The sequence below is a fragment of the Acinetobacter terrae genome, from assembly GCF_002135195.1.
Taxonomy (GTDB): domain Bacteria; phylum Pseudomonadota; class Gammaproteobacteria; order Pseudomonadales; family Moraxellaceae; genus Acinetobacter; species Acinetobacter terrae.
Window position 1 is genome coordinate 92,911 of the sequence record NZ_NEGF01000006.1, and the last position, 25,476, is coordinate 118,386.

23 protein-coding genes and 1 riboswitch are annotated in these 25,476 nt (G+C 41.9%); of the genes, 15 read left to right on the top strand and 8 right to left on the bottom strand.

The annotated features are described in order from the left end of the window. Positions 1-7 precede the first annotated feature (7 nt). Positions 8-149, top strand: a riboswitch (yybP-ykoY riboswitch). A 72-nt stretch (positions 150-221) separates the two neighbouring features. The 7 genes from B9T23_RS08585 to recJ all read left to right on the top strand — a co-directional run bounded on the left by B9T23_RS08585 (position 222) and on the right by recJ (position 7,711). Continuing rightward, positions 222-797: a TMEM165/GDT1 family protein gene (locus B9T23_RS08585; RefSeq protein ID WP_086193812.1), complete on the top strand. Its 576-nt coding sequence runs from the start codon at positions 222-224 to the stop codon at positions 795-797. Positions 798-979: 182 nt separating this feature from the next. Continuing rightward, positions 980-1,777: an oxygen-binding di-iron domain-containing protein gene (locus B9T23_RS08590; protein WP_086193813.1), complete on the top strand. Its 798-nt coding sequence runs from the start codon at positions 980-982 to the stop codon at positions 1,775-1,777. A gap of 96 nt (positions 1,778-1,873) precedes the next feature. Further along, complete coding sequence (locus B9T23_RS08595) at positions 1,874-2,239, top strand: YkgJ family cysteine cluster protein (RefSeq protein ID WP_086193814.1); 366 nt, start codon at positions 1,874-1,876, stop codon at positions 2,237-2,239. A 177-nt stretch (positions 2,240-2,416) separates the two neighbouring features. Continuing rightward, entirely contained in the window at positions 2,417-3,883 is a 1,467-nt protein-coding gene (gene guaB / locus B9T23_RS08600; protein WP_086193815.1) for an IMP dehydrogenase, read from the top strand. 126 nt (positions 3,884-4,009) lie between these two features. Next, entirely contained in the window at positions 4,010-5,341 is a 1,332-nt protein-coding gene (gene glmM / locus B9T23_RS08605; RefSeq protein WP_086193816.1) for a phosphoglucosamine mutase, read from the top strand. A 9-nt stretch (positions 5,342-5,350) separates the two neighbouring features. After that, positions 5,351-6,007, top strand: a complete 657-nt coding sequence (gene pdxH, locus B9T23_RS08610; protein WP_086193817.1) for a pyridoxamine 5'-phosphate oxidase — start codon at positions 5,351-5,353, stop codon at positions 6,005-6,007. Further along, positions 6,008-7,711 (top strand): single-stranded-DNA-specific exonuclease RecJ, encoded by a 1,704-nt coding sequence (gene recJ, locus B9T23_RS08615; protein ID WP_086193818.1) that lies wholly within the window; start codon positions 6,008-6,010, stop codon positions 7,709-7,711. Positions 7,712-7,751: 40 nt separating this feature from the next. On the opposite strand, the gene B9T23_RS08620 is transcribed toward recJ, so the two are convergent. The 3 genes from B9T23_RS08620 to B9T23_RS08630 all read right to left on the bottom strand — a co-directional run bounded on the left by B9T23_RS08620 (position 7,752) and on the right by B9T23_RS08630 (position 10,684). Then, positions 7,752-8,585 (bottom strand): putative porin, encoded by an 834-nt coding sequence (locus B9T23_RS08620; RefSeq protein WP_086193819.1) that lies wholly within the window; start codon positions 8,583-8,585, stop codon positions 7,752-7,754. A 173-nt stretch (positions 8,586-8,758) separates the two neighbouring features. Then, positions 8,759-9,547 (bottom strand): putative porin, encoded by a 789-nt coding sequence (locus tag B9T23_RS08625; RefSeq protein WP_067725471.1) that lies wholly within the window; start codon positions 9,545-9,547, stop codon positions 8,759-8,761. Between the two features lie 324 nt (positions 9,548-9,871). Then, positions 9,872-10,684, bottom strand: coding sequence for a putative porin (locus B9T23_RS08630; RefSeq protein ID WP_086193820.1), 813 nt, complete (start codon positions 10,682-10,684; stop codon positions 9,872-9,874). Positions 10,685-10,863: 179 nt separating this feature from the next. Between B9T23_RS08630 and prfB the strand changes: the two genes are divergently transcribed. The 5 genes from prfB to B9T23_RS08655 all read left to right on the top strand — a co-directional run bounded on the left by prfB (position 10,864) and on the right by B9T23_RS08655 (position 15,917). Beyond that, a protein-coding gene (prfB, locus tag B9T23_RS08635) for a peptide chain release factor 2 (protein ID WP_213033034.1) occupies positions 10,864-11,959 on the top strand; the annotation gives its coding sequence in 2 pieces (ribosomal slippage) (positions 10,864-10,935 and positions 10,937-11,959; 1,095 coding nt in all). 231 nt (positions 11,960-12,190) lie between these two features. Further along, entirely contained in the window at positions 12,191-12,493 is a 303-nt protein-coding gene (locus B9T23_RS08640; RefSeq protein ID WP_067725473.1) for an ArsR/SmtB family transcription factor, read from the top strand. Positions 12,494-12,531: 38 nt separating this feature from the next. Continuing rightward, a complete protein-coding gene (locus tag B9T23_RS08645) occupies positions 12,532-13,608 on the top strand; it encodes an alkene reductase (protein WP_086193822.1) in 1,077 nt (358 codons plus the stop codon). 111 nt (positions 13,609-13,719) lie between these two features. Continuing rightward, entirely contained in the window at positions 13,720-15,000 is a 1,281-nt protein-coding gene (locus B9T23_RS08650; RefSeq protein ID WP_086193823.1) for a 3-deoxy-D-manno-octulosonic acid transferase, read from the top strand. A gap of 203 nt (positions 15,001-15,203) precedes the next feature. Next, positions 15,204-15,917, top strand: coding sequence for a 16S rRNA (uracil(1498)-N(3))-methyltransferase (locus tag B9T23_RS08655; RefSeq protein WP_086193824.1), 714 nt, complete (start codon positions 15,204-15,206; stop codon positions 15,915-15,917). Here B9T23_RS08655 and B9T23_RS08660 read toward each other — a convergent pair. Continuing rightward, positions 15,900-16,877, bottom strand: a complete 978-nt coding sequence (locus B9T23_RS08660; RefSeq protein ID WP_086193825.1) for a mechanosensitive ion channel family protein — start codon at positions 16,875-16,877, stop codon at positions 15,900-15,902. The genes B9T23_RS08655 and B9T23_RS08660 overlap by 18 nt on opposite strands. A gap of 111 nt (positions 16,878-16,988) precedes the next feature. Beyond that, positions 16,989-17,570 (bottom strand): DUF805 domain-containing protein, encoded by a 582-nt coding sequence (locus B9T23_RS08665; protein WP_086193826.1) that lies wholly within the window; start codon positions 17,568-17,570, stop codon positions 16,989-16,991. Between the two features lie 287 nt (positions 17,571-17,857). Between B9T23_RS08665 and acs the strand changes: the two genes are divergently transcribed. Both acs and B9T23_RS08675 read left to right on the top strand, forming a co-directional pair. Then, positions 17,858-19,801, top strand: a complete 1,944-nt coding sequence (acs, locus tag B9T23_RS08670) for an acetate--CoA ligase (RefSeq protein ID WP_086193827.1) — start codon at positions 17,858-17,860, stop codon at positions 19,799-19,801. A 132-nt stretch (positions 19,802-19,933) separates the two neighbouring features. Then, positions 19,934-21,115, top strand: a complete 1,182-nt coding sequence (locus tag B9T23_RS08675) for an acyl-CoA dehydrogenase family protein (protein WP_086193828.1) — start codon at positions 19,934-19,936, stop codon at positions 21,113-21,115. Positions 21,116-21,428: 313 nt separating this feature from the next. On the opposite strand, the gene sfnG is transcribed toward B9T23_RS08675, so the two are convergent. Continuing rightward, positions 21,429-22,547: a dimethylsulfone monooxygenase SfnG gene (gene sfnG / locus B9T23_RS08680; RefSeq protein WP_086193829.1), complete on the bottom strand. Its 1,119-nt coding sequence runs from the start codon at positions 22,545-22,547 to the stop codon at positions 21,429-21,431. 28 nt (positions 22,548-22,575) lie between these two features. Next, positions 22,576-23,310 (bottom strand): FMN reductase, encoded by a 735-nt coding sequence (gene msuE / locus B9T23_RS08685; protein ID WP_086193830.1) that lies wholly within the window; start codon positions 23,308-23,310, stop codon positions 22,576-22,578. A 377-nt stretch (positions 23,311-23,687) separates the two neighbouring features. On the opposite strand from msuE, the gene B9T23_RS08690 reads away from it, so the two are divergent. Beyond that, positions 23,688-24,338: a response regulator gene (locus B9T23_RS08690; RefSeq protein WP_067725655.1), complete on the top strand. Its 651-nt coding sequence runs from the start codon at positions 23,688-23,690 to the stop codon at positions 24,336-24,338. A 97-nt stretch (positions 24,339-24,435) separates the two neighbouring features. Here B9T23_RS08690 and B9T23_RS08695 read toward each other — a convergent pair whose 3' ends face one another. Beyond that, the gene (locus tag B9T23_RS08695; RefSeq protein WP_086193831.1) at positions 24,436-25,203 is read right to left on the bottom strand and encodes a hypothetical protein; all 768 of its coding nucleotides are present in this window, start codon (positions 25,201-25,203) and stop codon (positions 24,436-24,438) included. Positions 25,204-25,476: the final 273 nt, after the last annotated feature.

Consider the following 25,476-nt stretch of genomic DNA (forward strand, 5'->3'; position numbering starts at 1 on the left):
AAAATTACCTCACTTCATTGGGGAGTAGCCGCTTTTTACGCAATGTAAAAAGGTGATGGTCAACATAATTGTTCAACAGAACATGGTCATCATAGCAAAGAACCAAACCAGCTTTTCTTAAGCTTCTTTTGTTGGCAAGACCTTTGATTTATCACTCTGCAGATTTTGGCTAGCAGGAGCGATAAGTCATCGGCAAATTTTGCTAGCCAGAGAAAGATCCCATGCATGAACTGCTTATCTCTACCGCTATTGTTGCCCTCGCTGAAATGGGTGATAAAACTCAATTATTAGCGCTTTTACTTGCGGCACGCTTTCGTAAACCTGTTCCTATTCTACTTGCCATTTTATTGGCGACTTTGTTGAACCATGGTATATCAGCTGTGCTCGGTCAGTGGATTACCACGGTATTAAGCCCAGACGTCTTGCTTTGGATTGTATCGGTTGGCTTTATCGCGATGGCACTGTGGATGCTTGTTCCAGACGAACTGGAAGATGAAACCGATAATATTAATAAATGGCAAAAATATGGCGTGTTTGGTGCAACCTTTGTACTGTTCTTCCTGGCTGAAATAGGCGACAAGACCCAAGTGGCAACCGTCGCTCTGGCTGCGCGTTTTGACAGTGTATTCTGGGTGATGATCGGTACCACAATTGGGATGATGATTGCCAATGCACCGGCAGTCTTTGTCGGAAATAAGCTGGCTGATAAATTGCCAATTCCACTGATTCATAAGATTGGTGCAAGCATTTTCTTGATTATTGGGGTTGCAACCTTGGTACAACATTATTTCTTCTAAAGTTGAATCGTAGTGAAAAAAATCCTGGCATTTTAGTCGGGATTTTTTATTGCAAAACGTATCACAATTTACTGATAAATCTGACTATATTTCAATGCATGTTTGTTGTAAACCACCATAATTCCCTATATGTTGTATGGCATAAAAATGCACTTTTACAACGATATTTTGGGGAATGGGTTATGGCATTTGATCGCACTACATCACAAGTGTTATTTGATAATGGCACACATAAATGTATTAGCTTTACCAGTCTGGTCAAAGGTGAAGGTGTACAAGCCAACCAATTTCTAATTTTAGATAATGAACGTGCCGCAGTGCTGGATCCAGGCGGCGATTTAACCTATGTTCCACTGACCATGGAACTGAATAAATATACCCGCCTGACCAATCTCGATTATGTGATGGCCTCACACCAAGACCCCGACATTATTACTTCTATGCCACGTTGGTTGGTGTATACCGAAGCCAAAGTGGTGGCTTCTAAACTTTGGGCACGTTTCTTGCCGCATTTGAACTCTGCATTTATGAGTGATCGAATGAAAGGTGGATGGTTGGAACGCTTGATTGAATTGCCAGACCACGGTGGGATTATTCCTTTAGGCGAATCACGTATTATTGTTGTTCCTGCCCATTTCCTGCATTCGGTGGGTAATTTCCAGTTTTACGATCCGATTGCAAAAATCCTGTTTTCAGGTGATATGGGCGCATCGATGGTTGATGATGCTTCTAAACCACTGGAAAATTTTGCAGCGCATATTCCCAAGATGAAAAGCTTTCATCAACGCTATATGTGTTCAAATAAAGTGATTCGTCTTTGGGTGAATATGGTTCGCACCATGGATATTGAAATGATCGTGCCACAGCACGGCACACCTTTTATCGGTAAAGAGCAGATTAACCAGTTCCTGGATTGGATTGAAACTTTACAGTGCGGTATCGACTTGATGGATGAAACGGTATTTACCTGCCCAGAATAATATCTCTGGCGGTTACTGATTTTTCTTGCATATAAAAGTAACATTTTTTAAGATTTCTCTCTAAAAATTAAACCCTTGATAACGAGAATTTAAAAAATGTTGTCTCAAGTTGCTACGCAGGATGCGTGTTTGAGTTGTGGAGCATGTTGTGCTCATTTCCGGGTTTCATTCTATTGGGCGGAAGGCATTCCCATGCCCGAGCAGTATACTGAACCGCTCACTGCGGTATATTCATGTATGCAAGGCACCAATCAGACACAGCCTTATTGTGTAGCGCTCGAGGGGAAAATTGGTGAACAGGTCAGTTGTGCAATTTATACAGTGCGCAGTTCCAGCTGCAAAGAAGTGCAAATTGCCGATGAGCAATGTAATAAAGCCCGCCGTGCATACAATATGATTCCGTTTATACCCATCGAAACAGCACAACCGATCAATGATGATGATTTTGATCAGGTCGTTTAACAGTAGATAAAATTAAACCTTAAACATCATAATGCAGCAGAGTTGCTGTTTTTGAACAAAAAAACCTCGTAAATCTGCAGCAATGTAAATTTATTTTGCATTGCTGTTTGAAATTAGCATGAATAAAACTGTTTTTTTTGTTTATAATGGCGCACGGAAATTACCAGTGAGACTGTTATGTTGACCATCGTTCAAGAAGCGCTAACCTTCGATGATGTCTTATTACTCCCTGCCTACTCAACTGTTCTCCCAAAAGATGTCTCGTTAAAGACACGCCTTACTCGTGGCATTAATTTGAATATTCCCCTTGTTTCAGCTGCAATGGATACTGTGACAGAATCACGTATGGCAATTGCGATGGCGCAAAACGGTGGTATCGGCATCCTGCATAAAAACATGGATATTTCTGCTCAAGCAGCTGAAGTACGTCGTGTGAAAAAATTCGAAGCAGGGATGGTGAAAGATCCTATCACTGTGACTCCAGAAACAACCGTTCGTGAATTGATTGCGATTACTCAAGCCAACAATATCAGCGGTGTACCTGTTGTTAAAGATGGTAAAGTGGTCGGTATTGTGACGGGTCGTGATACACGTTTCGTAACCAATTTAGAGCAGCCAGTTAGCAACATCATGACTGGTCAAGACCGCTTGGTGACTGTTCGTGAAAACGAATCTAAAGAAAATATCCAAGCCTTATTACAAAAAAACCGTATTGAAAAAGTATTGGTTGTTGGTGATAACAACGAATTAAAAGGCTTAATTACGGTAACTGATTTCCGTAAAGCAGAGCTTTATCCAAATAGCTGTAAAGATGACCTCGGTCGTTTACGTGTTGGTGCTGCAGTGGGTACAGGTATAGAAACACCTGCACGTGTTGAAGCATTGGTTGAAGCAGGTGTGGATGCGATTGTGGTGGATACTGCACACGGTCACTCTGCGGGTGTAATTGAACGTGTTCGTTGGGTTAAAGCCAACTATCCACAAGTTCAAGTGATTGGCGGTAATATTGCAACTGGCGATGCTGCATTGGCTTTACTTGATGCAGGTGCGGACGCGGTTAAGGTCGGTATTGGTCCTGGTTCAATCTGTACGACGCGTATTGTTGCTGGTATTGGTATGCCGCAAATCTCTGCAATTGACAGCGTTGCCAATGCATTGAAAGAACAGATTCCATTGATCGCAGATGGTGGTATTCGCTTCTCTGGCGATATGGCAAAAGCCATTGGTGCAGGTGCGAGCACGATCATGGTCGGTTCACTGCTTGCAGGTACTGAAGAAGCACCAGGCGAAGTTGAATTCTTCCAGGGTCGTTACTACAAAGCATACCGCGGTATGGGTTCATTGGGTGCAATGGCGGGTGCGACTGGTTCTGCCGACCGTTATTTCCAGGACTCTAAAGCGGGTGCTGAAAAACTGGTACCAGAAGGCATTGAAGGTCGCGTACCTTACAAAGGTCCTATGGGCAATATCGTGCATCAAATGATGGGCGGTTTACGTTCATCTATGGGCTACACTGGTTCAGCAGTGATTGAAGATCTTCGTCAAAATGCGAAGTTCGTAAAAATCACTTCAGCCGGTATGTCTGAATCGCATGTGCATGATGTGACTATCACTAAAGAAGCGCCAAACTACCGTATTGGTTGATTTTTAGTAATCAACGTCATGGAAAGCCGTCATTTATATGACGGCTTTTTTGATTTTGGTGTAAAGTAATTGCGGGTAAAATTGGATGATGAATATCATCACACATGTATAAGAAGTGAGTAAAAAATGAGTTATTTTGGAACAGATGGTATTCGTGGAAAGTTTGGGGAACTTCCAATTACACCTGAATTTGCGCTCAAGTTAGGCTTTGCAGCAGGTAAAGTTTTAAAACAGATGAGTAATAAGAAAAAACCCATCGTTGTTATGGGTAAAGATACTCGTTTATCTGGCTATATTTTAGAATCCGCTCTACAAGCAGGTTTAAATGCTGCCGGTGTTTATGTTCATTTATTGGGTCCATTGCCAACACCTGCTATTGCACATTTAACTCGTGCAATGCATGCCAGTTTAGGCATTGTGATTTCAGCTTCGCATAACCCTTATTTTGATAATGGGATTAAGTTCTTCTCAAGCGAAGGTAAAAAATTGCCAGATGAAGTTCAAGAAGCGATTAATCAAGAACTTGAAAAAGAATTGAAAATTGAAGATACCGCAAACCTGGGTAAAAGCGTTCGTGTGAAAGATGCCAACGGTCGTTATATCGAGTTTTGTAAATCAACTTTCCCATACCATTTTGACTTAAGTAATTTAAAGATTGTGGTGGACTGCGCTAATGGTGCTGCGTATAACGTGGGTCCTTCGGTATTTAAGGAATTGGGCGCCAAAGTTGTTGCACTGTATAACGAACCAGATGGTTTAAATATCAATAAAGACTGTGGTTCAACCCATCCTGAAAGCCTGCAAAAAGCGGTGCTTGAACATCATGCTGACTTAGGTATTGCCTTTGATGGTGATGCCGACCGCGTAGTTTTGGTGGATAAATATGGTCAGTTGGTGGATGGCGATAACATCCTTTATATTCTTGCTACACAAGCGAACCATAAGCCTGCAGGGATTGTCGGTACCGTAATGAGCAATATGGCACTTGAATTGGCACTCGAAAAAGCGCAAGTTCCATTTGTACGTGCCAGTGTAGGTGACCGTTATGTATTGCAAGCACTGGATGAAAATGGCTGGGTGATTGGCGGTGAACCATCGGGACATATTCTGACTTTAGACAAGAGCACCACAGGCGATGCGATTATTGCAGCCTTGCAAGTGTTGACTGTCATGGTTGAACAGAAAAAAGCCCTGCATGAATTGGTTGCAGACTTCCATTTATTGCCAAATGTACTGGTGAATGTTCGTTTAGAGGCAATGTTTGATCCCTATGCTGTGCCTGCACTGGCGACAGAATTTGAAAAAGCTGAACAACAACTCAAAGGTCGGGGTCGTTTACTGATTCGTAAATCAGGAACTGAACCTGTCATTCGTGTAATGGTGGAAGGTGAGGATCTTCAGGAAGTAACAGATTTAGCCAACCATCTTGCAGATGCTGTTCGTACCCATGCTGCTTAAGGTAACAATATGAATGATGTGATTAAAGATTTGAGCGAACTTCGCTTAAGTTACCAAAAAGGTGAATTACATGAAGCTCACGTGGATGAAAATCCACATGTGCAGTTCCTAACGTGGTTTAACGCATCTTTAGAAGCGAAATTGCATGAACCCTATGCCATGTATTTGGCAACGGCAAATGCGCAAGGTCGTCCACATGTACGTACCGTATTATTGCGTGGCGCAACTGAAGCGGGTTATGACTTTTACAGTAATTATGACAGTCAGAAAGGCTTGGATTTAATTGCCAATCCATATGCGGAACTGCTGTTCTATTGGCCTGAATTGGAACGTCAAATTCGCGTGAGTGGTAAAGTTGAAAAGATCTCTTTAGTAGAATCAACCGACTATTATCATAAACGTCCACGTGATAGCCAAATTGCAGCGCATATTAGTACCCCACAAAGTGGTTTCATTGCCAGTCGTGAAGAATTGCAAACGCGTTTCCAGGCCTTACAAGATAGGGTTGCAGAAAAAACAGAATTGGCTAAACCCGAATTCTGGGGTGGCTACCGTTTAGTACCGGACTATTACGAATTTTGGCAAGGTCGTCCAAACCGTTTACATGACCGTTTAAGTTATGAAAAAATCGACGGTACATGGAAATTACAACGGCTTATGCCTTAAATGCCAAAAACACTGATTCAGCAACGACCTTTTATTACACGCCCTGAAAATATTCAGGGCGTGTCGCCCTTTATTGCGCAAATTTTAGCGCGCCGTGGTGTGCAATCCGAACAAGAACTCGAACTTAAACTGAAGCATTTACTTGCTCCCAATATGAAAGGTTTAGAGCAAGCCATTCAAATTATGGATCAAGCCATTGATGAAAATAAGAAAATAGTCATTGTTGGCGATTATGATGCAGATGGTGCGACCAGTACTGCATTAATGGTGTTAGCTTTACGAGACATGGGCGCCAATGTTGAATATTTGGTTCCTGACCGTTTTAAATATGGCTATGGTTTAACACCTAAAATTGCAGATTTGGCATTTACTCGCTATCAGCCAGACCTGCTGATTACGGTCGATAATGGTATTTCCAGTCATGCTGGGGTTGAACAAGCCCAAGCATATGGCATGCAGGTGATTATTACCGATCATCATCTAACCACCAAGGAAACACCTACAGCCGAAGCTGTTGTCAATCCGAATCAATTGGGTTGCGATTTTTCAAGTAAGGCCTTGGCAGGGGTGGGCGTTGCATTTTACTTGCTTGCCAACCTGTCAAGTCACCGAAGTAAATCAGGAAAATCGACTTCCAAGGTGGCACAGTATTTAGACCTGGTTGCACTGGGTACTTATGCAGACGTTGCAAGTCTGGATTATAACAACCGGATCTTGGTGGATGCCGGGGTTAAACGGATTCAGCAAAATCAATGTCGTGCAGGGATTAGTGCTTTACTCGATATTGCAGGACGAGAACCGTCTCAACACAAAGCCCAAGATTTAGGCTTTGTGCTTGGTCCTCGAATTAATGCGGCTGGGCGTATGGAAACCATGGACATTGGTATTGAATGTCTCATGGCGACCGATATGCAAACTGCCTATCCATTGGCACAGCAGTTGAATCAGTTAAATGTTGAACGTCGCCAAGTTGAAGCACAGATGAAGCAAGAGGCTTTGTCTGAATTAGCAAGCTTGCAATTGGATCAGGCAGATTTACCTGCAGCTTTAATTTTATTTGAACCGCATTGGCATCAAGGTGTGATTGGCATTGTTGCAGGTCGTCTGAAAGAACAGTTTCATCGTCCGAGCATCGTTTTTGCGGCAGATGATGACGGCATTCATATTAAAGGTTCTGCACGTTCAATAGAAGGCGTGCATATTCGAGATGCGATTGAACTAATTGCAGAACAACATCCGCATTTGGTCAGTCACTTTGGTGGACATGCCGCGGCAGCTGGTTTAACCATACAGAAACAGCATTTTGAAGAATTTAAACAGGCTTTTGAGCAACTGATCTCGACTATGGATGAATCACTGTTTCATGCCACTTTATGGACGGATGGTGAATTGCCGACGGCAATTTTTCAAATTGATACAGTCGATCTGCTGCAAAATCTAACCCCATGGGGACAAAAATTTCCATCGCCGATTTTTGAAGGTGTATTCAAAATTTTAGATTATCGCTGGTTGAAAGAAATCCATTTAAAACTGCGTTTGGCTTTGGAAAATGGTCAAATTGTGGAAGCGGTTGCCTTTAATGCCCGTGAAAAATTCGAGTTTGATGCTATGCACGATAGTGTCCGATTGGTGTATGAACTCGATAAAAATGAGTTTAATGGCAAGGTGAGTTTACAACTGCGTGTCATGCATTTAGAACAATAAAAAACCGCTCAGTTGAGCGGTTTTAGTTTTTAATTTTATATTAGAAGCGGAAAGTACCGTTGATTCCAAAAGAATCTGCACCATCAGTTGTGGTGTAATTAAGGCCTGCAGCAATTGCTGGAGTAAAGAATTTTTGAGCACGAACTGAGAATACAGTATCAAAATCATCTAAAGTTGCATCATTAACTGATACACCAACGCTTAAAGTTGGGTCAATATAAAGATCAGCAGCTACGCCATAAGTTGTTTCATCACCGAATGCAGTTGATGCTTCAAAGTTAGCATAGTGGTTGCCAACTAAAGTTACATATTTAGCACGTAGGGTAAGAGCAGTATCATCTGCTAATGCAGAAGCAGCACTATAAGTATTGATAAAACCTTTTTTACCGACTTGATGTGCATCGATGTTTTCTTTTGAAACACCCGCAGCTAAAAGCAAGCCATTGATTGGTAAGTAACCTGCTTCAATTGCATAACCCGTATTATCATCTGATGCTTTGATGAAATCATCTTCAATAGTGATTTCTGCACGATTCAAGCTACCAGCAACATAGAATTGCGAATTTGGAATAAAGAATTCACCATTGATACCCACCGTATCAATTTCAAGTTCATAGCCCTCTTCATCAGTGCTCGCATTGGCATAAGCCAAACCGATATTACTTGCTTTACCTAAAAAAGCAGCTTCAGCAAGAGGAGCATTTTTAACTTGAACACCATTTAAATAATACTTTCCCCCAATCGCATATGTATCAACGCCATCAGTATCATCAATATCAGTATTTTCATACGCAGCATTAATTTCGGCTTGGTAAGCATGTGCAGTCCCTAGGCTGGTAAGAAGTGCTGTAGCAAGAGCAAGTTTTTTAAGCATTTAGATTTCTCTCTTTGTTATAAAAATATGACTGATTCATGAATAGTTGTAACAAATTGTACAGTTTATATTCGCCCCGTCAATGTGCAAAAAATACCTAAATGCTTTATTTTAGAGCAAAAAAATGGCCCATCCGAAGATGGGCCATTTTATGAAAATGGTTTAAGAAGTGATTAGAAGCGATATTTCGCAGCTACACCAAACGAGTTGTAGTCATTGTTACCAACTTCACCAAAACCTACACGACCTTCAAGGCTGACCTGCTGGTTAATGAATTTACGTGCATTAATGCCAAATTCACTTTGATCAGTTAAGTCATTGTTGTGGTAGTCAGCACCAACACTGAGTGTTTTATCAATAAAGTAATCTGCAGCAAGATTGTATTCATCTAGATCACCAAATGCAGCACCAGCTTCTAGGTTGATGTCTTTACCATTACTTAAGGTAGTTACATATTTGGCACGTAATGTTGGATCTACGCCATCATCATTGTCGTTGTCATAACCTTTAAGACCAGCGGCAATCAATAGGCCAGGAGCTGGAAGGTAACCGACTTCAGCGGCATAGTAAGTGGTATCAAAGTCATATTTTTGACCCAGTACATTGAAACGTTCTGTTTCATTTTGACTGATGTTACCGCTTAAATAAAAGTCAGAATTTGGTACGAAAACCTCTGCACCTATACCATAAGTGTTGCTATCTAAATCACCACGATCAGCAAAAGTTGCTTGGACATTGACGTTACTTGCACGGTCAAGGAATGCTGCTTCTGCAAGTGGGGCATTACGAGTTTGAACGGGGTTGAAGTAATAAGTACCATCTACACCAAAAGCACTACCTGAACCACCATTATCTGGATCAACGTAAGCGGCTGCTGCGCCTACTTCGGCTTGGTATGCATTTGCTGTACCTGTTACTGCTAGAGCAGAAAGAAGTGCTGAAGCAATGGCTAATTTTTTCATGGATACTACCCCTCAAATTTATGGTTAAAATTAATACATTTTTTGTTACAACTTTTAGTCTAGATTAAATTTGAGGTAGGTCAATCATTGCAGAGTTATAGAAATGTTTCTAACGTAATTTTGTGTAAGTGAATAATTTTAAGTTATTGTAAATTATATAAATATTAAAATGTTTTGTTTTATTAAAATTATGGAGAGTTTATGGATTTATGTGAATTTTTAATAAAATTTTAAGTATTTTGTAACATAATAATGAGTTAACAATAAAAAAACACCCTCAATTGAGCGTGCTTTTTAGTATTCATTTTAGTGCTTGTTTTTCAATTAAAAACGATAAGTTGCATTGATATTGAATGCTTGAACATCATCACCAAAACCAACTTCTCCACCCACTGCAAAGTTAGAATTAATGAAATATTTAGAACGAATGGAGAAAAAATCAACATCGTCTTCGCCATCATCTTCAATATTATAAGCCGCGCCTAAGCTAAAAGCTTGGTCGAAATAGTAGTCTGCAGCAATGGTCACTTCATCTTCATCGCCAAATGCGCCGTCAGCTTCTACATTCAAAAACTGACCTTGGCCCATAGGCGCTACGTATTTTGCACGTACTGCGAAGCGGTTGTCTTCCAAGTCACCATCACCTTGATAGCCATCAATACCTGCAGCTAATAATAGGTTGGATAAAGGCATATAACCGGCTAATGCACGATAAGTTGTAACATCAGAATCGTTAGTCTCACTCCCCACAGGAGAGGTCACTTTGATTTCACTCTGACCAAAACCTAATTCACCATTTAAGTAGAATTGCTCAACAAAATACTCGATTCCACCATAAATTGTATGTAAGTCAGCTTCAAATTTTGTAGCTAAAATCGGTTTGCTTTCTACGTAGTTATAGGTGTAGCCAAGATAAGCATTGCTGTTATGACCTAAAAATGCGGCTTCATTAAGAGGTGCATTTTTAGTAGCAACAGGATTGAAGTAAAAAGTGCCTTTTAGCTCAAACTGATTGTCTGTATCGGTAAAATTATCATCATGATCCGTGTAAGTAAAACCACCATCTAATTGAGCATTATAAGCAAAACTTGAAGAAGCAATTGCAGCAAGACCAAGCGCTAATAGAGTGCGTTTCATAAAATCCCCAAAGGTTATTGTTGTTAAAAAATTGTAATAATGCTTAAAAAACATGCACATTGTTTATAAAAAAGACATTTTGGTCAACTGTTATTGCACCTATGCCCTCTAAAATTGCATCCATGCTCTGTGATATAATTGCCGGCTATTTAAACTTAAATTTTGTTTGAGAGAATATCGTGGAAATTAATCCCTATCTATTACAGCTAAAAGACTTAAACGAACGTGGTCAAACACTACGGGGGTATCTTTGACTACGATCTGAAAAAAGAGCGTTTAGAAGAGGTTCTCCGCGAGTTAGAAGATCCAGCGATTTGGAATGACCAAAGTCGTGCGCAAGCGATGGCCAAAGAAAAAGGCGAGCTTGAAAACGTATTAAATGTGCTTGAAGGTTTATCAACGCAGCTTGAAGACGCGCAGGCGTTACTTGATTTAGCCGTTGAAGCAGATGACGAAAGCTTGCTTGAAGATGTACAGGCAGAATTAGATGCGTCTGAATCGGAACTGGCAAAACTTGAATTCCGTCGTATGTTCAGTAATCCGATGGATCCGAACCCATGTTATGTGGAAATTCAGGCCGGTTCGGGGGGTACAGAAGCACAAGACTGGGCATCCATGTTGCTTCGTATGTATATGCGCTGGATTGAACGTCACGGCTTTAAAGCAGAATTGATGGAAGAATCGGACGGTGATGTTGCGGGTATTAAATCGGCAACCATTCGTGTAGAAGGCGAGTATGCCTATGGTTGGTTACGTACCGAATCAGGTGTACACCGTTTAGTGCGTAAATCGCCATTTGACTCGGGTAACCGTCGTCATACTTCATTCTCTGCGGTGTTTGTGTCGCCTGAAGTCGATGACAACATTGAAATTGATATCAATCCTGCAGATGTTCGTACCGATACGTATCGTGCATCGGGTGCCGGTGGTCAGCATATTAACAAAACCGATTCTGCGGTACGTTTAACCCATGCGCCAACAGGTATTGTGGTGGCTTGTCAGAACCAGCGTTCACAACACGCCAACCGTGACCATGCATGGAAACAGTTACGTGCAAAATTGTATGAACGTGAAATGCAAATTCGTAATGATGCTGCAAAAGCACTGGAAGATACCAAGTCTGATATCGGTTGGGGCAGCCAGATTCGCTCATATGTACTGGATGATTCACGCATTAAAGATTTGCGTACTGGTGTGGAAAGCTCGAACACTGGTGCAGTACTGGATGGCGATTTGGATAAATTTATCGAAGCCAGTTTAAAACAAGGTTTATAAGTTTATTGCTAAAAAAACAGAGGCGAGTCCTCTGTTTTTTTAGCTTTAAAATTTGGTTATTCGAGTTAATCAAACTCAATAATCAGACAATGTTAGAATAGAGTAAAGTTGTACAAAATTTCAGCAGTTTACAAAATGAATCATTGTATCGAAAAATATCGATATTAATATCGTAAAAAATAGATATAATGATTCTAGGTAAGGTGCTGATCATGACATGAGTGAAATGAGATGGACACAGAAGCGATTTATAAAGCCTTAGCCAACCCGATTAGACGTCAGATTCTGCAATGTTTAAAAGAACCTGAGCGCTACATTTCCGCTGATGAGTGTGGAAATGATTTTAGTCGTGGCGTGTGCGCAGGGCAGATGGAAAAAATTGCCGATATCTCTCAATCGACCATGTCCAATCATTTATCGGTTCTGCAACAGGCAGGGCTGATTCATGTGACCAAATATGGACAATGGTCTTATTTCTCGCGTAATGAAGCACTGATCCAAGAATTTTTACAACATTTACAGCATGCGCTTTAGACTAAATCAGTCCAAGAAAGCTGTAAGAGGATTGCTTGATGACAGATTTTTCAACACCGATTCAATTTGGTGAGCTTAAACTTAAAAACCGCGTGGTGATGGCACCATTAACGCGTAGCCGTGCCACAATTGACCGTGTACCGACCGCGATGATGGCCGAATACTATGCGCAACGTGCTAGCGCAGGTTTAATTATTTCAGAAGCAACGGTAATTTCTGAAGAAGCCAATGGCTATGAAAAAACTCCGGGCTTATTTAGCGATGCGCAAGTAGAAGGCTGGAAGCTGGTTACTGATGCTGTGCATGCCAAAGACGGTTTAATCGTGGCGCAATTGTGGCATGTGGGGCGTGTATCCCATCCTGATTTATTAAACGGTGAAACGCCTGTTTCTGCCAGTGATGTCAAACAGGCCGGTTATGTCAGCTTACTGCGTCCAAAGCGTGAATTTGTGGTGCCACGTCCACTGGAAATTTCAGAAATTCAGAGCATTACCGAGCAATATAAACAGTCTGCGATTTGTGCCAAAGCTGCTGGTTTTGACGGTGTGGAACTGCATGCTGCCAATGGTTATCTGATTGACCAATTCTTGCAAAGTTCAACCAATAAACGTACCGATCTTTATGGTGGTTCTGTTGAAAACCGTGCACGTTTCTTGCTGGAAGTAGTTGACGCCTTGATTGAGGTCTGGGGTGCAGGTCGTGTCGGTGTGCATTTGGCGCCACGTGGCGATGAGCATGATATGGGCGATGCCAATGCGAAAGAAACCTTTGGTTATGCACTGGAAGAACTGGGTAAACGTAAAATTGCCTTCTTCTTTACCCGTGAATACTTGGCGGAAGACAGTATCAGCCTGGAAATGAAAGCACGTTCAAATGGTGTGCCGTATATTGCCAATATGCGTTTAAGTCGTGAAGATGCGCTTGAATTATTGAGCTCAGGCAAAGCGGAAGCTGTATCTTTTGGTAAGGATTATATTGCCAATCCTGACCTTTTTGAACGTCTAGTGGAAGATGAACCACTGAATGAATTGAAGTTTGAAAATATGATTGGAACCGATGTAGCAGAAGGTTATATCGACTATCCATTCTTAAATAAGCAGTTGGCTGAAAGCTAAGCCGATACATAAACAAAAGCAGAATAAATCATTGGGCAGAGCAGAATTCATTAACATGTGAAGGCTGCTCTGTTATATTTTGCCGATTGAACATTATTTGAGGCAACTTGTTTGGCTACTCCTTTTTGGTACAACGCAGCATTATCAGTCATTAAACCATTGTATCAATGGCGGATCAAAAAACGTGCGTTGAATGTGGAGCAATTGCAACAAGAATGTCTTGAGCGTTTTGGCCCATTTCAGACGCCGAAAAATTTGAAAGCAATCTGGTTTCATGTGGTGTCGGTGGGGGAAACCAATGCGGCACAACCCTTAATCGAACACTATTTAAAATCAGGTCATGCTGTTTTGGTGACCAATACCACCAAGACCGGACAAGCTCGTGCCAAATCACTATTTTTAAAAGCACCGTATGAGCATTTGTTCCAGGCAGTGTATTTGCCTGCCGATCAGAAAAAATTAGTTCAGGCGTTTTATCAAAAATATCAGCCAAAATTATTGGCTTTGGTAGAAACTGAAATCTGGCCGAATTTAATTGATCAAGCCCAGCAATTTAAAGTGCCATGCTTATTGATCAATGCACGACTTTCGGAAAAATCAGCCAAAGGTTACGGCAAAGTTCAAGGACTGACCCAAGGCATGCTCAGTGGCTTAGACCAGTTACTGGCACAAGACCAGGCGACCTTAGAACGTTTTCTAAATTTAGGCATGCCTGAAAATAAAAGTCAGGTATTGGGCAGTATTAAATTTGATATTCATGCACCTGACAGCTTTATTCAACAAGCTCAGCAACTGAAACAAGATTGGAATTTATCAGCACGTAAAATTATTACCCTTGCCAGTACGCATGCGCCAGAAGAACAAAAATTACTTAATGCATTACAGCCTTATCTTACGCAACATCCAGAGATTGTAGTGATTGTGGTGCCACGCCATCCGGAACGTTTTGACGAGGTGTTTCAGATTGCTGAAAGCCTGAATTTAAAAACCAGCCGTCGTAGTTTTGGCGAGGTTATTGAGCCCAATACCCAAGTTTATTTAGCAGATAGTATGGGTGAGATGTGGCTATGGTACGCTTTAAGCCAAGCCTGCTTTGTTGGCGGTTCATTGAATGAACCGGGCGGTGGGCATAATATTTTAGAGCCGATTGCCTTAAATGTGCCGACTGTTTTGGGTGGAAATTACTTTAACTTCCAGACCATTGTCGATGAATTTGTCGCAGTGGATGGGGTAAAAGTTGTCGATGATGCCGAGCAGGCAGCGAAGGTTTTAATTGAACTGTTAAATGATCACATGGCTGCAGAACAACTGAATCAACATGCACAGCAGATCATGCTTAAAAATACAGGCTCGTTAGCAAAGCATATTGCAGTGATTGATCAGTATTTATAATAAATATCTTATATGTCACTGCCTCATATTGAAGTGCAAAATTTAAATGTTATTTGTATAGGCTATTCCTACTTTTGACGGATCAAAAGTAGCAAAAATCCTGTGTTGATCTGATACAGCATCCCTGCTGTACAGATCAACGTGGCGACATCCCTGTCGCCTTCCGCGTATCGAATGATTGCATATTTTAAGTACTGGATTCTATGAATATCGTCCTTCTTGACCCATGCCAAACTGAATCAGAGCTTTGGTCGATTACCTCGAAACGTCAACTTGAACATTTAAAACAGCATATAAATGTACAAGTAGGTGATACCTTAAAAGTTGGAATTCGAGAAGGGCAACGTTACCTGACCGAAGTTGTCGAAGCGACTGAACAGGCCGTTAAACTCAAGCCCATTCAAATCGAACCTGTTCCGGAAAAATTACCGGTGACTTTAATTGTGGCAATGCCACGTCCGAAAGTGCTGCGCCGTCTGATTATGGACAGTGTAACCTTGGGGGTAGAGAAAATTATTTTGCTACACAGTTATCGGGTGGATAAAAGCTATTGGCAAACGCCGTTTTTACAACAGCTGGATCAGTACGTGACGCTGGGTCTGGAACAAGCCGGGGATACGATTGCACCCAAAATTGAAATCTATAAACGTTTTAAACCTTTTGTCGAAGATGTGCTGCCAGGTTTAATTACAACGGATTGTCCGGCTTATGTGGCACATCCGTATGCAGACATGAAAATGCCGTTTGCGATTGATCATCCATGTACGATTGTGATTGGACCCGAAGGCGGCTTTATCCCCTATGAAGTAGATTTACTGATAAAAAACGGCTGCCAAGCGGTAAGCTTAGGCAACCGTATTATTCGAACTGAAACTGTAATTCCTTATGTGCTCGGTCGCTTATTTAGCGCGTGCTGATTCAGCCATTTCCGCTCCATCATTTCCACGATAGACTTTTACTTCCTGAACTGGGTAAGGAATAGAAATATTGTGTTCAGCGAAGGCTTCAATCACGTGTTCCTGAACTTCACTGATGGATGCCGAGGTTGTGGTTTCAGTAGTATCGACCCACCAGCGCACATTCAGGTTAATTGAGAAATCGGCAAGTGCACTGACATTTACACTAAATGCAGGCTGGCTAAGTATGTTTTGGTCTTTATCCAAAATGGCCATGATGATGTTTTTGGCTTTTTGCACATCATCTTCATAGCCAATACCCACCATAAATTCACAACGGCGACGTTGATAGGCCGTATTTACCGTTACTGGGCTGGTATAAACCGTTGCATTTGGAATCACGATACGGCGGCCATCGGGTGAACGCAAGAACGTCGCACGAATTTGGATATCTTCAACCGTACCTTCCATGCCCGATACGATAATGTCGTCACCAATTTTGAACGGTTCGCCCAACAAAATCAGAATACCGGAAAGCAGGTTTTGGAAGATGTCCTTGAACGCGAAACCGATCGCGACCGAACCAATCCCTAATGCGCTCATCAGCTGACCCGGGGTGAACCCTGGAATGGCAATGACCATGGCAATCAGGAAACCAAAGAAAATAATGGCTGAACTACCCACACGGTTGAGTACCAGAACTAAATTCTGTTTGGTATAGGTACGGTCTGCCAATGCTTTACGGACAAAAAATTTAAATAATTTTGACAGTAAATAGAAGAGGGTAAATACCACCAACGCAATACAGATATAAGGTAAACGTTCCCAGAATGCCTCGACAAATTTATCGATGGTCGAGTAGGCGTCATTGTATTTTGCGGTATGTTCAAGCACGGTTTTTGCCGTTTTTTCACCTGCTTCTTGTAGCAGATCGGATGTGCCTTGAGTCACTTCACTCAAGGCATTGTTTTGTTCAGCCACTGGTTTTCCGAATCATAAAAATTATGCGCTATTTTGCCTGAAACTCAGCAATAATTTAACCAACCATACGAGGTATTCACTGTAGTTTTGTGAAGAAACTGTCAGCAGCTTTTAAAAATATTGAGTGCCTTTTTGAATCACTTCTTGCGGCATTTCCAGTTCACCCGTACCGAACATATAAGACACCATGCTGCCTGAAGCCAAGAAACTTAACACAGTGATGATAATCATCAACCAAGCCAATATTTTTTCCCAGACCGGTGTTTCACGGGGTAAACCATAGTTGTTGACTCCCGCTGTACCCGAACCTAAAAGTAAATATAAACCGAGCAAAATATTTACTACGGGCAGTAAAAACAACAGAATCAGCCAGCCACTTCGGTTCATGTCATGCAAACGGCGTATGCTAATGACCATGATAAGATAGATGAACAGCACCAAAATAACCACGAAGCCGAGTCCTGCAATTCCCGTTAAGGTGTTCACCAACTGATTGTCCACCGACAGGGTATTCAGGTTGAAAATACCCATGGCCAAGCTCAGTGCAATCGTGGCAAAGAAAGTAATTAAATGGACAAAACCATACCAGCCAATTGAACTCAACCGACCAAAACGCCCTTCTGGAGATAGTGGATTATCTGCCTTGACCGGTTGAGGTCGGGAAAAAAAAGGAGATGAGTCTTGCGGGTTCATATGCTTTTCCGAGTAAGGATGAGGTAAGAAAATGGAGGTTTTCGTAAAGCAGTGAAAGCATTTTCTTGTTAAATTATAAGATTAAATAAACAGATCAGATACGAATAAGACTATTTTTTTTGTTGTATACGATAAGCTGTCTGTGTTTTAAATTGTATAAATAAACTACGACCAAAGCATGATTGAAGCGGTTGAAAAATAATCGTCATACTGTGGATATGCAGTCAATAAAATCAAGAACGTGGCATAGCATCTCGTGATGAGATGAAAAGAGCAAGGAAGTACCTATGAAAGAGATCTATCCTGTACCAGAAGAATTTAAAAAAACCGCTCGCACCAATGAGTCTGAATATTTTGAGCGTTATCAGAAATCCATCGATCAGCCTGATGAATATTGGACAGAGCAAGCCAATAAACTGGACTGGATTAAACCTTTTACCCAAGTCAAAAATACCAGTTTTGACAAGGATAATTTCAAAATCGAATGGTTCGCCGATGGGCAACTCAACCTCAGTGCCAACTGTTTAGATCGCCATTTAAAAGAACATCCACATAAACCGGCCATTATCTGGGAAGGTGATCATCCTTCACGGCATAAAATTATTTCGTTTAAAGAACTGCATGATGAAGTGTGCCGTTTTGCCAATGTACTCAAAAAAAATGGGGTGACCAAAGGTGATCGTGTGGTGCTGTATATGCCAATGATCTCTGAAGCTGCCATTTCCATGCTGGCTTGTGCGCGAATTGGTGCGGTGCATTGTGTCGTGTTTGGTGGTTTCTCTCCAGACTCATTGGCCAGTCGTATTGAAGACAGCCAAGCGAAAATTGTGATTACCGCCGATTCCGGCATGCGGGGTGGCAAGCCGATTCCATTGAAAGAAAATGTCGATGCGGCACTCAACGTGCAGGGAACCGAATCCGTTCAAAATGTGATTGTGGTGTACCGTACCGGTAATCCGATTGATCTCAAGGAAGGGCGCGACCTGTGGTATCACATGGAAATCATGGCGGTCAATGAAATCTGCCCGCCTGAACCGATGAATGCCGAAGATCCTTTATTCATTCTGTATACCTCGGGTTCGACCGGCAAGCCAAAAGGGGTATTGCATACCACTGGTGGCTACCTCACTTATGTGAACTCCACTTTTCGTGAAGTCTTCGATATCAAACAGGATGATGTGTTCTGGTGTACTGCAGATGTCGGCTGGATTACCGGACATTCCTATGTGCTTTATGGACCCTTATCGAACGGGACAACCACGGTAATGTTTGAAGGTGTGCCGCAATATCCAACTTGGGCGCGTACCGGTAATATTGTCGACAAGCACAATGTCACCATCCTCTATACAGCACCGACAGCGATTCGCGCCATGATGCGTGAAGGTGATGCCTTTATTCGCGAAAGTGACCGTAGCAGCTTGCGTTTAATTGGATCAGTCGGTGAGCCGATTAACCCGGAAGCGTGGAACTGGTATTATACCGTGGTCGGTGAAAGCCGTTGTCCAATTGTCGATACCTGGTGGCAAACCGAAACAGGCGGGATTTTAATTTCACCTTTACCGGGAGCCACGGATTTGAAACCGGGTTCTGCGACCCGACCATTATTTGGTATACAGCCGGCGATTGTCGATGCTGAAGGCAAGGAACTGGAAGGCGAAGCCGAAGGCAACCTGATTATCAAGGATTCCTGGCCGGGTCAGATGCGCACGATTTGGGGTGATCCTGAACGTTTTATCGAAGCCTATTTCTCAACTTATCCAGGAAGCTATTTTACTGGAGATGGCGCCCGCCGTGATAAGGATGGCTATTACTGGATTACGGGTCGGGTGGACGATGTACTGAATGTTTCCGGACACCGTTTAGGTACGGCAGAAGTGGAAAGTGCTTTGGTGGCGCATGAGCATGTCGCTGAAGCTGCGGTAGTCGGTATGCCGCATGACATTAAAGGTCAGGGCATCTGTGCATTCGTGACCTTGCAGGCCGATTTTGAGGAATCTGAAGAGCTGCGTAAAGAACTGATCAACTGGGTGCGTAAGGTTTTAGGACCTGTTGCTACTCCGGATGCCTTGTATTGGGCACCTGCTTTACCAAAAACCCGTTCTGGTAAAATCATGCGTCGTATTTTAAGAAAAATTGCTGCCAATGAACTGGATACCTTGGGTGATACCTCAACCTTGGCAGATCCACAGGTGGTGGACAATCTGATCGCGACAGTCTTCCCCAACAACTAAGTCATTTTATTCATTACCGCCTGCATTTTTCAGGCGGTATTTTTATTTTGCGTATAAGGACTTCAGGCATTGAGATAAAGATGAAAAACATCATCTGCTAAGCTAAAACCATAGAAATATATAGATATGATTATGAATGCCTCATCCCCACTTTTAAATTCAAATCCATTACACATTGCTCAACAACTGGCGGAACAGTTTGCAACGACCGCTGCTGAACGTGATAAACAAGGCGGCAATCCAAAATCCGAGCGTGATTTAATCCGTCAAAGTGGTTTATTGGGCCTTTCTATTCCAACCCAATATGGCGGACAAGGTGCAGACTGGAAAACGGTTTTCCAAACCATTCGAACCATTGCTCAGGTCGATAGTTCACTCGCGCATGTCTATGGTTTTCACCATTTACTGATTGCAACGGTGCAACTGTTTTCACAGCCTGAACAATATGGAAAATGGTTCGAGCAAACGGCTCAAAAAAACCTGTTTTGGGGCAATACCTTAAATCCACTCGATCGACGAACTACAGCAGTTAAAGTCTCTGAAACTGAATACGTATTTCATGGCGATAAAAGCTTTTGTTCAGGTTCGATGGATTCAGATGTCCTGCTTTGCTCAGGTTATAACGATGATGGAAAATTACTGATTGGGGTGATTCCAACTGTGCGTGATGGGGTCAGCTTTTTAGGTGACTGGAACAATATGGGCCAACGCCAAACCGACAGCGGAACCAGTCATTTTGAGCAGGTCAAAATTCAGCATCATGAATTGCTGTTAAATCCGGGCCCACTCAGTACGCCGTATTCAAGCTTACGTCCGCTGATTGCCCAATTGATTTTTGTGCATCTATTTTTAGGTGTGGCAGAAGGCGCTTTTGAAACAGCAAAACAAACCGTGCAAAGTCAAAAAGCATGGTCAAAATCATTGGCTGAAAATGCAGTCAATGATCCCTTTACGCAAAAGCATTTTGCCAAGTTTTATGTGCAGCTTGAGGGCGTGCGTTTATTGGCCAATAAAGCGGTAGAGACTTTGCAAAAAGCTTGGGATATTGGCGAAGACTTAACAGCCGAGCAACGTGGCGAGGTGTCTATTGCGATTGCTACAGCAAAAATTGCTGCAACCAATACTTCGCTGTTTGTGACGCAAAATATTTTTCAGGTGATGGGTGCGAGAGCGACCACAGCCAAACTGAATTTAGACCGTTTCTGGCGCAATGTCCGTACCCAGACTTTGCATGACCCGATTGATTATAAATATCAGGAAGTGGGTGAGTGGGTGTTGACCGGCAAAGTGCCTGATCCAAGTTTTTATTCTTGATTTGAATATTCAAAAAAGCCTCCAGAGATGGAGGCTTTTTTATTGAGGTATTTGCACTTTTTAATAATAGCGAAAAAGGGCAGTTCTCTTTGTAGCCTTATTTTTCTTCACCCCACCCCCTCTCCTCCGAGAGATTTCCTCCTTTTAGGAGATAAGAATTCTCAGAACATATTCTGAGTTAGCAAGGGAGAGGTGAGATATTTATCGAAAGGGCACACGAATAATATTAAAAAAGTCTATGCATAAAAAATCCCTCAGGCCGAGTCCTGAGGGATGAAATGGGGTAAAGCATTATTATTATAATTTGACTACCTTAAGCTGATTTCGCTTGCAGCTGTTGCGCTTGCTCTGCTTCTAAATTACGAACCAACGGCAAGACTTTTGCACCGAAGTATTCAACGTCTTCAATACAGTGTAAAAAGCCAGAAAGCACTAAGTCCACACCGATATTTTTAAGAACCAAAATACGTTCAGCAATTTGCTGCGGTGTACCAATCAGGTTGGTTTTAAAGCCATCGTTATACTGTACTAAATCTTCAAAACTTGATTTTGCCCAGTTGCCTTCACCTTCAGCGGTTGATGCACCTGCTTCGCGGGTGGCATCGCCGAAGTTTTTCACCGCCTTGATATTGGCTTTGTTGATGATTTCTTGCAGAATGGCTTGTGCTTCTTCTGCGGTATCACGGGCAATAATGAATGCATTCACACCAATTTTAACCTGATGGTTATTCACTTTGGCTTTTTCACGAATATCATCAATCTGTTTTTTCAGCTCTTCAGGCGTGTTACCGTTGGTAAAGTACCAATCAGAAACACTTGCTGCCATATCGCGTGCTGCACGTGAACTGCCACCTTGGAAAATTTCCACAGGTTTGTTTGGAAGCGGCTGTGGACGTAGCGTATAATCTTTAAACTGATAGAACTTGCCATCAAAGTTAAAGTTATCTGTATTCCAAATGCCGCGTAAGCTGCGAATGAATTCTTCTGAACGGGCATAGCGTTGGTCATGTTCTGGCCATTCTTCGCCAATTGCATCAAATTCACCGCGGAACCAGCCACTCACCACATTAATCGCGATACGACCATTGGTCATTTGGTTAATGCTGGCCAATTGTTTCGCTGCAAGAGCCGGTTTCCATGGCCCGGGTAAAATTGCCGCAATCAGTTTGATTTTTTCAGTTTTCGCCAATAGTGCGTGGCTAAAGCTGACCGATTCATGCTGGTTTTCTGCGCCGTAGCTTGAAGCAAAACGAATCTGGGTTAAACCGTATTCAAAACCGCTTTTTTCTGCTGCCTGAGCTAAGCGTACGTTGTACTCATAGCTCCAATCCGTGCGCTGTTCGATGTTGCTGACGACAAAACCGCCGCTGACATTCGGTACCCAATAGGCAAATTTTACGTTGTTGTCTTGCTGTGTTTGTTGTTGTGACATATTCAAACCCTCGAGATGGAAATCGTCATTAAGCGACTTGAGTCTGCGGTGTTTTTTTGCTGTGCAAGCGAGATTCTGCTGCATCTAGGCTAGGCACTGCTGCAGAAGGAAGCACTTCTTCCTGCTCGATTTGTTTGTTTATGCCCAAGTTTTGGTTGGCTTGTTGGGTTTTTTCTTTTACCACTTCAGCACGTTGACCTTTAGCCGGTGCCCACTCAAGAATTGGTAAAGCACGTGCCACTGCTAAAGTAATACGGTCACGTAAGAACTCGCTGTGAATGGTGTATTCAGGGGTGAAATCTTTATCTGTCGCATATACACCAATTGGCAAAGTTTGCGCCTGGAAGAAGCTAAACAATGGACGTAACTGGTGCTCAAGAACCAAGGCGTGACGTTCAGAACCGCCTGAAGCTGCAAGTAGAACAGGTACATCCACCAATGCTGTTTGTTCTACAAAATCAAAGAAATGTTTAAATAGACCGGTAAATGAGGCACGGTACACTGGCGTACCGACAATCAGCGCATCTGCTGCTTCTACAGCAGCTAAATCATCTTGTACACGTTGTGGTAATTGATTGCGGTAGATCGCACCGCCCATCAATTGACCAATTTCGCTGAATTTAATGAAATGGACATTAATCGGTGTTGCTTCACCCAGTTCGTCTAGAATGGCTTGAACCAGCGCTTCAGTTTTTGACGGGTTGTTTAAACCACCCGATACAGCAACAATATTAAGTGGTTTTTGTGTATTTAAAATAGACATTTTGGAATAACCTAAAACAATAAAATCTCGGAATGTGTTTATTAATCAACAGTTGGCATATGGTGTAAAATAAGCAAATACAGAAAAGTTATCTGATTTTAAGATATAAGGAAAATTGTCATTAAGTCACCTTGAATGGGTAGTTAATCCTTTGATTTATAGATTTATATTGATTATTAATAAGCATTTTTCTTTATACGATAAAATTTATATGAAAAAGTGATTAGATTTAAAGAAATTAAGAAAATGCAGAATTTTGCCGATTTCTTAATGCGAATGTCGGCTTAAATGCAAAAATAGTGAGATCTTGCATATCCTTAGATACGTGACTATGGTTAGAATAGAAACCACTGTGCACAAGATCCTTCATGTCGCTTATGAATATTTTAATCGTTGATGACCATCCGTTGTTTCGTCATGCCTTAATTCAGGCCGTTCGTTACAGCTTACCGCAAGCTCAAATTCATGAAACAGCTGCAGTAAATGAGTTGTATGAACGCTTAGATAACGGACCGGAACCGGATTTGGTTTTATTGGATTTAAATTTACCAGGGGCTTCGGGCTTTTCAGCTTTGGTTCACGTCCGTGCACAATATCCCTCGATTCCAATTATTGTGGTTTCTGCCCATGAAGAAACTTCAATTATTCAACGTGCCATTGCGCATGGTGCAATGGGCTATATTCCTAAATCAGCTCATCCAAGCCATATTGGTGAGGCGATTCGTCAGGTGCTGGAAGGCGATATCTGGTTACCGCCAAACTTGCCTGCCAACCTGAATTTTGATCCACGTGCAGCAGATGAAACCGCACTGGCAGAACGTATTCAATCACTTACACCGCAACAATTCCGTGTATTGATGATGGTGGCTGAAGGTTTACTGAATAAACAGATTGCTTATGAGCTCGATGTCTCTGAAGCAACCATTAAAGCGCATGTCACTGCCATTTTCCGTAAATTGAATGTGCAAAACCGTACTCAGGCAGTATTGGCGATCAGTGCGTTAAATATTGAAGAAAAGAGAATGTAATCTGCTAAACACAGCATTGAACGAAAAAGGCACTTAAATCAAGTGCCTTTTTTATTGCGAGGGATGTTTTGAAAGTCAAAGCATTTAGCGTTTTAGATTACGCGACGCAGCTTTGTCTGGGAGTATGGTCTGTGCAAAACAATGGATTTAATGCACATTGCAGATCATCAATTTGCTCTTGAGAGACATACGCTTTCTCTTTCAGATATTCAGCCACGCTCTCATCTCTTAAACTTAAAAATGCGGCATCATATACGCCTAAATCGACAAATAAAGCCGCGGTTTCTAAGCTGTTAAAACGGTCTAAATAGACATCACTGCCATACAGCAGGAAAATATGATCTTCATTGGCATGGGTATTTACATCTAAGCGCTTTGCCAATTCAAAAGGTGGGGTTTTAATAAAGAGCAGGTCAGAGAGTTCATCAAATTGTGTGGTATCGAGCAGATTTTCATCGGTTTTCACTTTGCCAAGCCATGCTTTAAAGACTAGCACCGCACCACCACGCAATAACATGCTCCAAATCTGGTGACGTACTTGATCAGTTAGGTCTTTAGATTCGGCTTTTAAGGATTGGATCAGTTTGTCTTCTTGTTCAGCAAGTCGATCAAATAGACCCAAGCCTTGCGGTTTATAGGCTGCGGGGCTGAATACATCAAAATTCAACTCATCAAACACTTGTAATGCAAGCGGAACAGCACTTTGATACAAGGTGTTTAATGCCTGAATGTGAGTATCTTTCAAGTGGCTGGGCTTAAATAATTCAGTCCATTGAATTTCAGGTAACAGGGCATTGGCACCATATTGACGGTAAAATTGTTGCGATTGATCTACGCCATGGCTTCTGGCTTCAGAAATGTTCATCTTAAACTCCTGGATTTTTCTATGATGATCAGTTTCTTGGGCAGTGTTTTGATGTACGTACTGATACAGAAATTAAACTGATCATTTGTTGCTCTCATATATGAGCCAGGATGGCGACGAACGGAATACGACTAAAGTTATAGAGTGGCTTTTTATTTAAAAAATACTTTTAATAATAATGACTTGTAAAATTGTAACTAATTATACAAGTGTATATTTGAATTTTGATGTTCTTTGCCATAGAAAATACAGGGTTGGAGTTTTTGGTCAATG

Coding starts and splice junctions, on each gene's coding strand:
- glmM (WP_086193816.1), top strand. CDS start 4,010: ATGAGTTATTTTGGAACAGATGGTATTCGTGGAAAGTTTGGGGAACTT.
- B9T23_RS08675 (WP_086193828.1), top strand. CDS start 19,934: ATGAATGCCTCATCCCCACTTTTAAATTCAAATCCATTACACATTGCT.
- B9T23_RS08655 (WP_086193824.1), top strand. CDS start 15,204: ATGAATATCGTCCTTCTTGACCCATGCCAAACTGAATCAGAGCTTTGG.
- B9T23_RS08695 (WP_086193831.1), bottom strand. CDS start 25,203: ATGAACATTTCTGAAGCCAGAAGCCATGGCGTAGATCAATCGCAACAA.
- pdxH (WP_086193817.1), top strand. CDS start 5,351: ATGAATGATGTGATTAAAGATTTGAGCGAACTTCGCTTAAGTTACCAA.
- B9T23_RS08645 (WP_086193822.1), top strand. CDS start 12,532: ATGACAGATTTTTCAACACCGATTCAATTTGGTGAGCTTAAACTTAAA.
- B9T23_RS08620 (WP_086193819.1), bottom strand. CDS start 8,585: ATGCTTAAAAAACTTGCTCTTGCTACAGCACTTCTTACCAGCCTAGGG.
- recJ (WP_086193818.1), top strand. CDS start 6,008: ATGCCAAAAACACTGATTCAGCAACGACCTTTTATTACACGCCCTGAA.
- guaB (WP_086193815.1), top strand. CDS start 2,417: ATGTTGACCATCGTTCAAGAAGCGCTAACCTTCGATGATGTCTTATTA.
- acs (WP_086193827.1), top strand. CDS start 17,858: ATGAAAGAGATCTATCCTGTACCAGAAGAATTTAAAAAAACCGCTCGC.
- sfnG (WP_086193829.1), bottom strand. CDS start 22,547: ATGTCACAACAACAAACACAGCAAGACAACAACGTAAAATTTGCCTAT.
- B9T23_RS08665 (WP_086193826.1), bottom strand. CDS start 17,570: ATGAACCCGCAAGACTCATCTCCTTTTTTTTCCCGACCTCAACCGGTC.
- B9T23_RS08595 (WP_086193814.1), top strand. CDS start 1,874: ATGTTGTCTCAAGTTGCTACGCAGGATGCGTGTTTGAGTTGTGGAGCA.
- B9T23_RS08590 (WP_086193813.1), top strand. CDS start 980: ATGGCATTTGATCGCACTACATCACAAGTGTTATTTGATAATGGCACA.
- B9T23_RS08625 (WP_067725471.1), bottom strand. CDS start 9,547: ATGAAAAAATTAGCCATTGCTTCAGCACTTCTTTCTGCTCTAGCAGTA.
- B9T23_RS08690 (WP_067725655.1), top strand. CDS start 23,688: ATGAATATTTTAATCGTTGATGACCATCCGTTGTTTCGTCATGCCTTA.
- B9T23_RS08630 (WP_086193820.1), bottom strand. CDS start 10,684: ATGAAACGCACTCTATTAGCGCTTGGTCTTGCTGCAATTGCTTCTTCA.
- B9T23_RS08585 (WP_086193812.1), top strand. CDS start 222: ATGCATGAACTGCTTATCTCTACCGCTATTGTTGCCCTCGCTGAAATG.
- B9T23_RS08640 (WP_067725473.1), top strand. CDS start 12,191: ATGGACACAGAAGCGATTTATAAAGCCTTAGCCAACCCGATTAGACGT.
- msuE (WP_086193830.1), bottom strand. CDS start 23,310: ATGTCTATTTTAAATACACAAAAACCACTTAATATTGTTGCTGTATCG.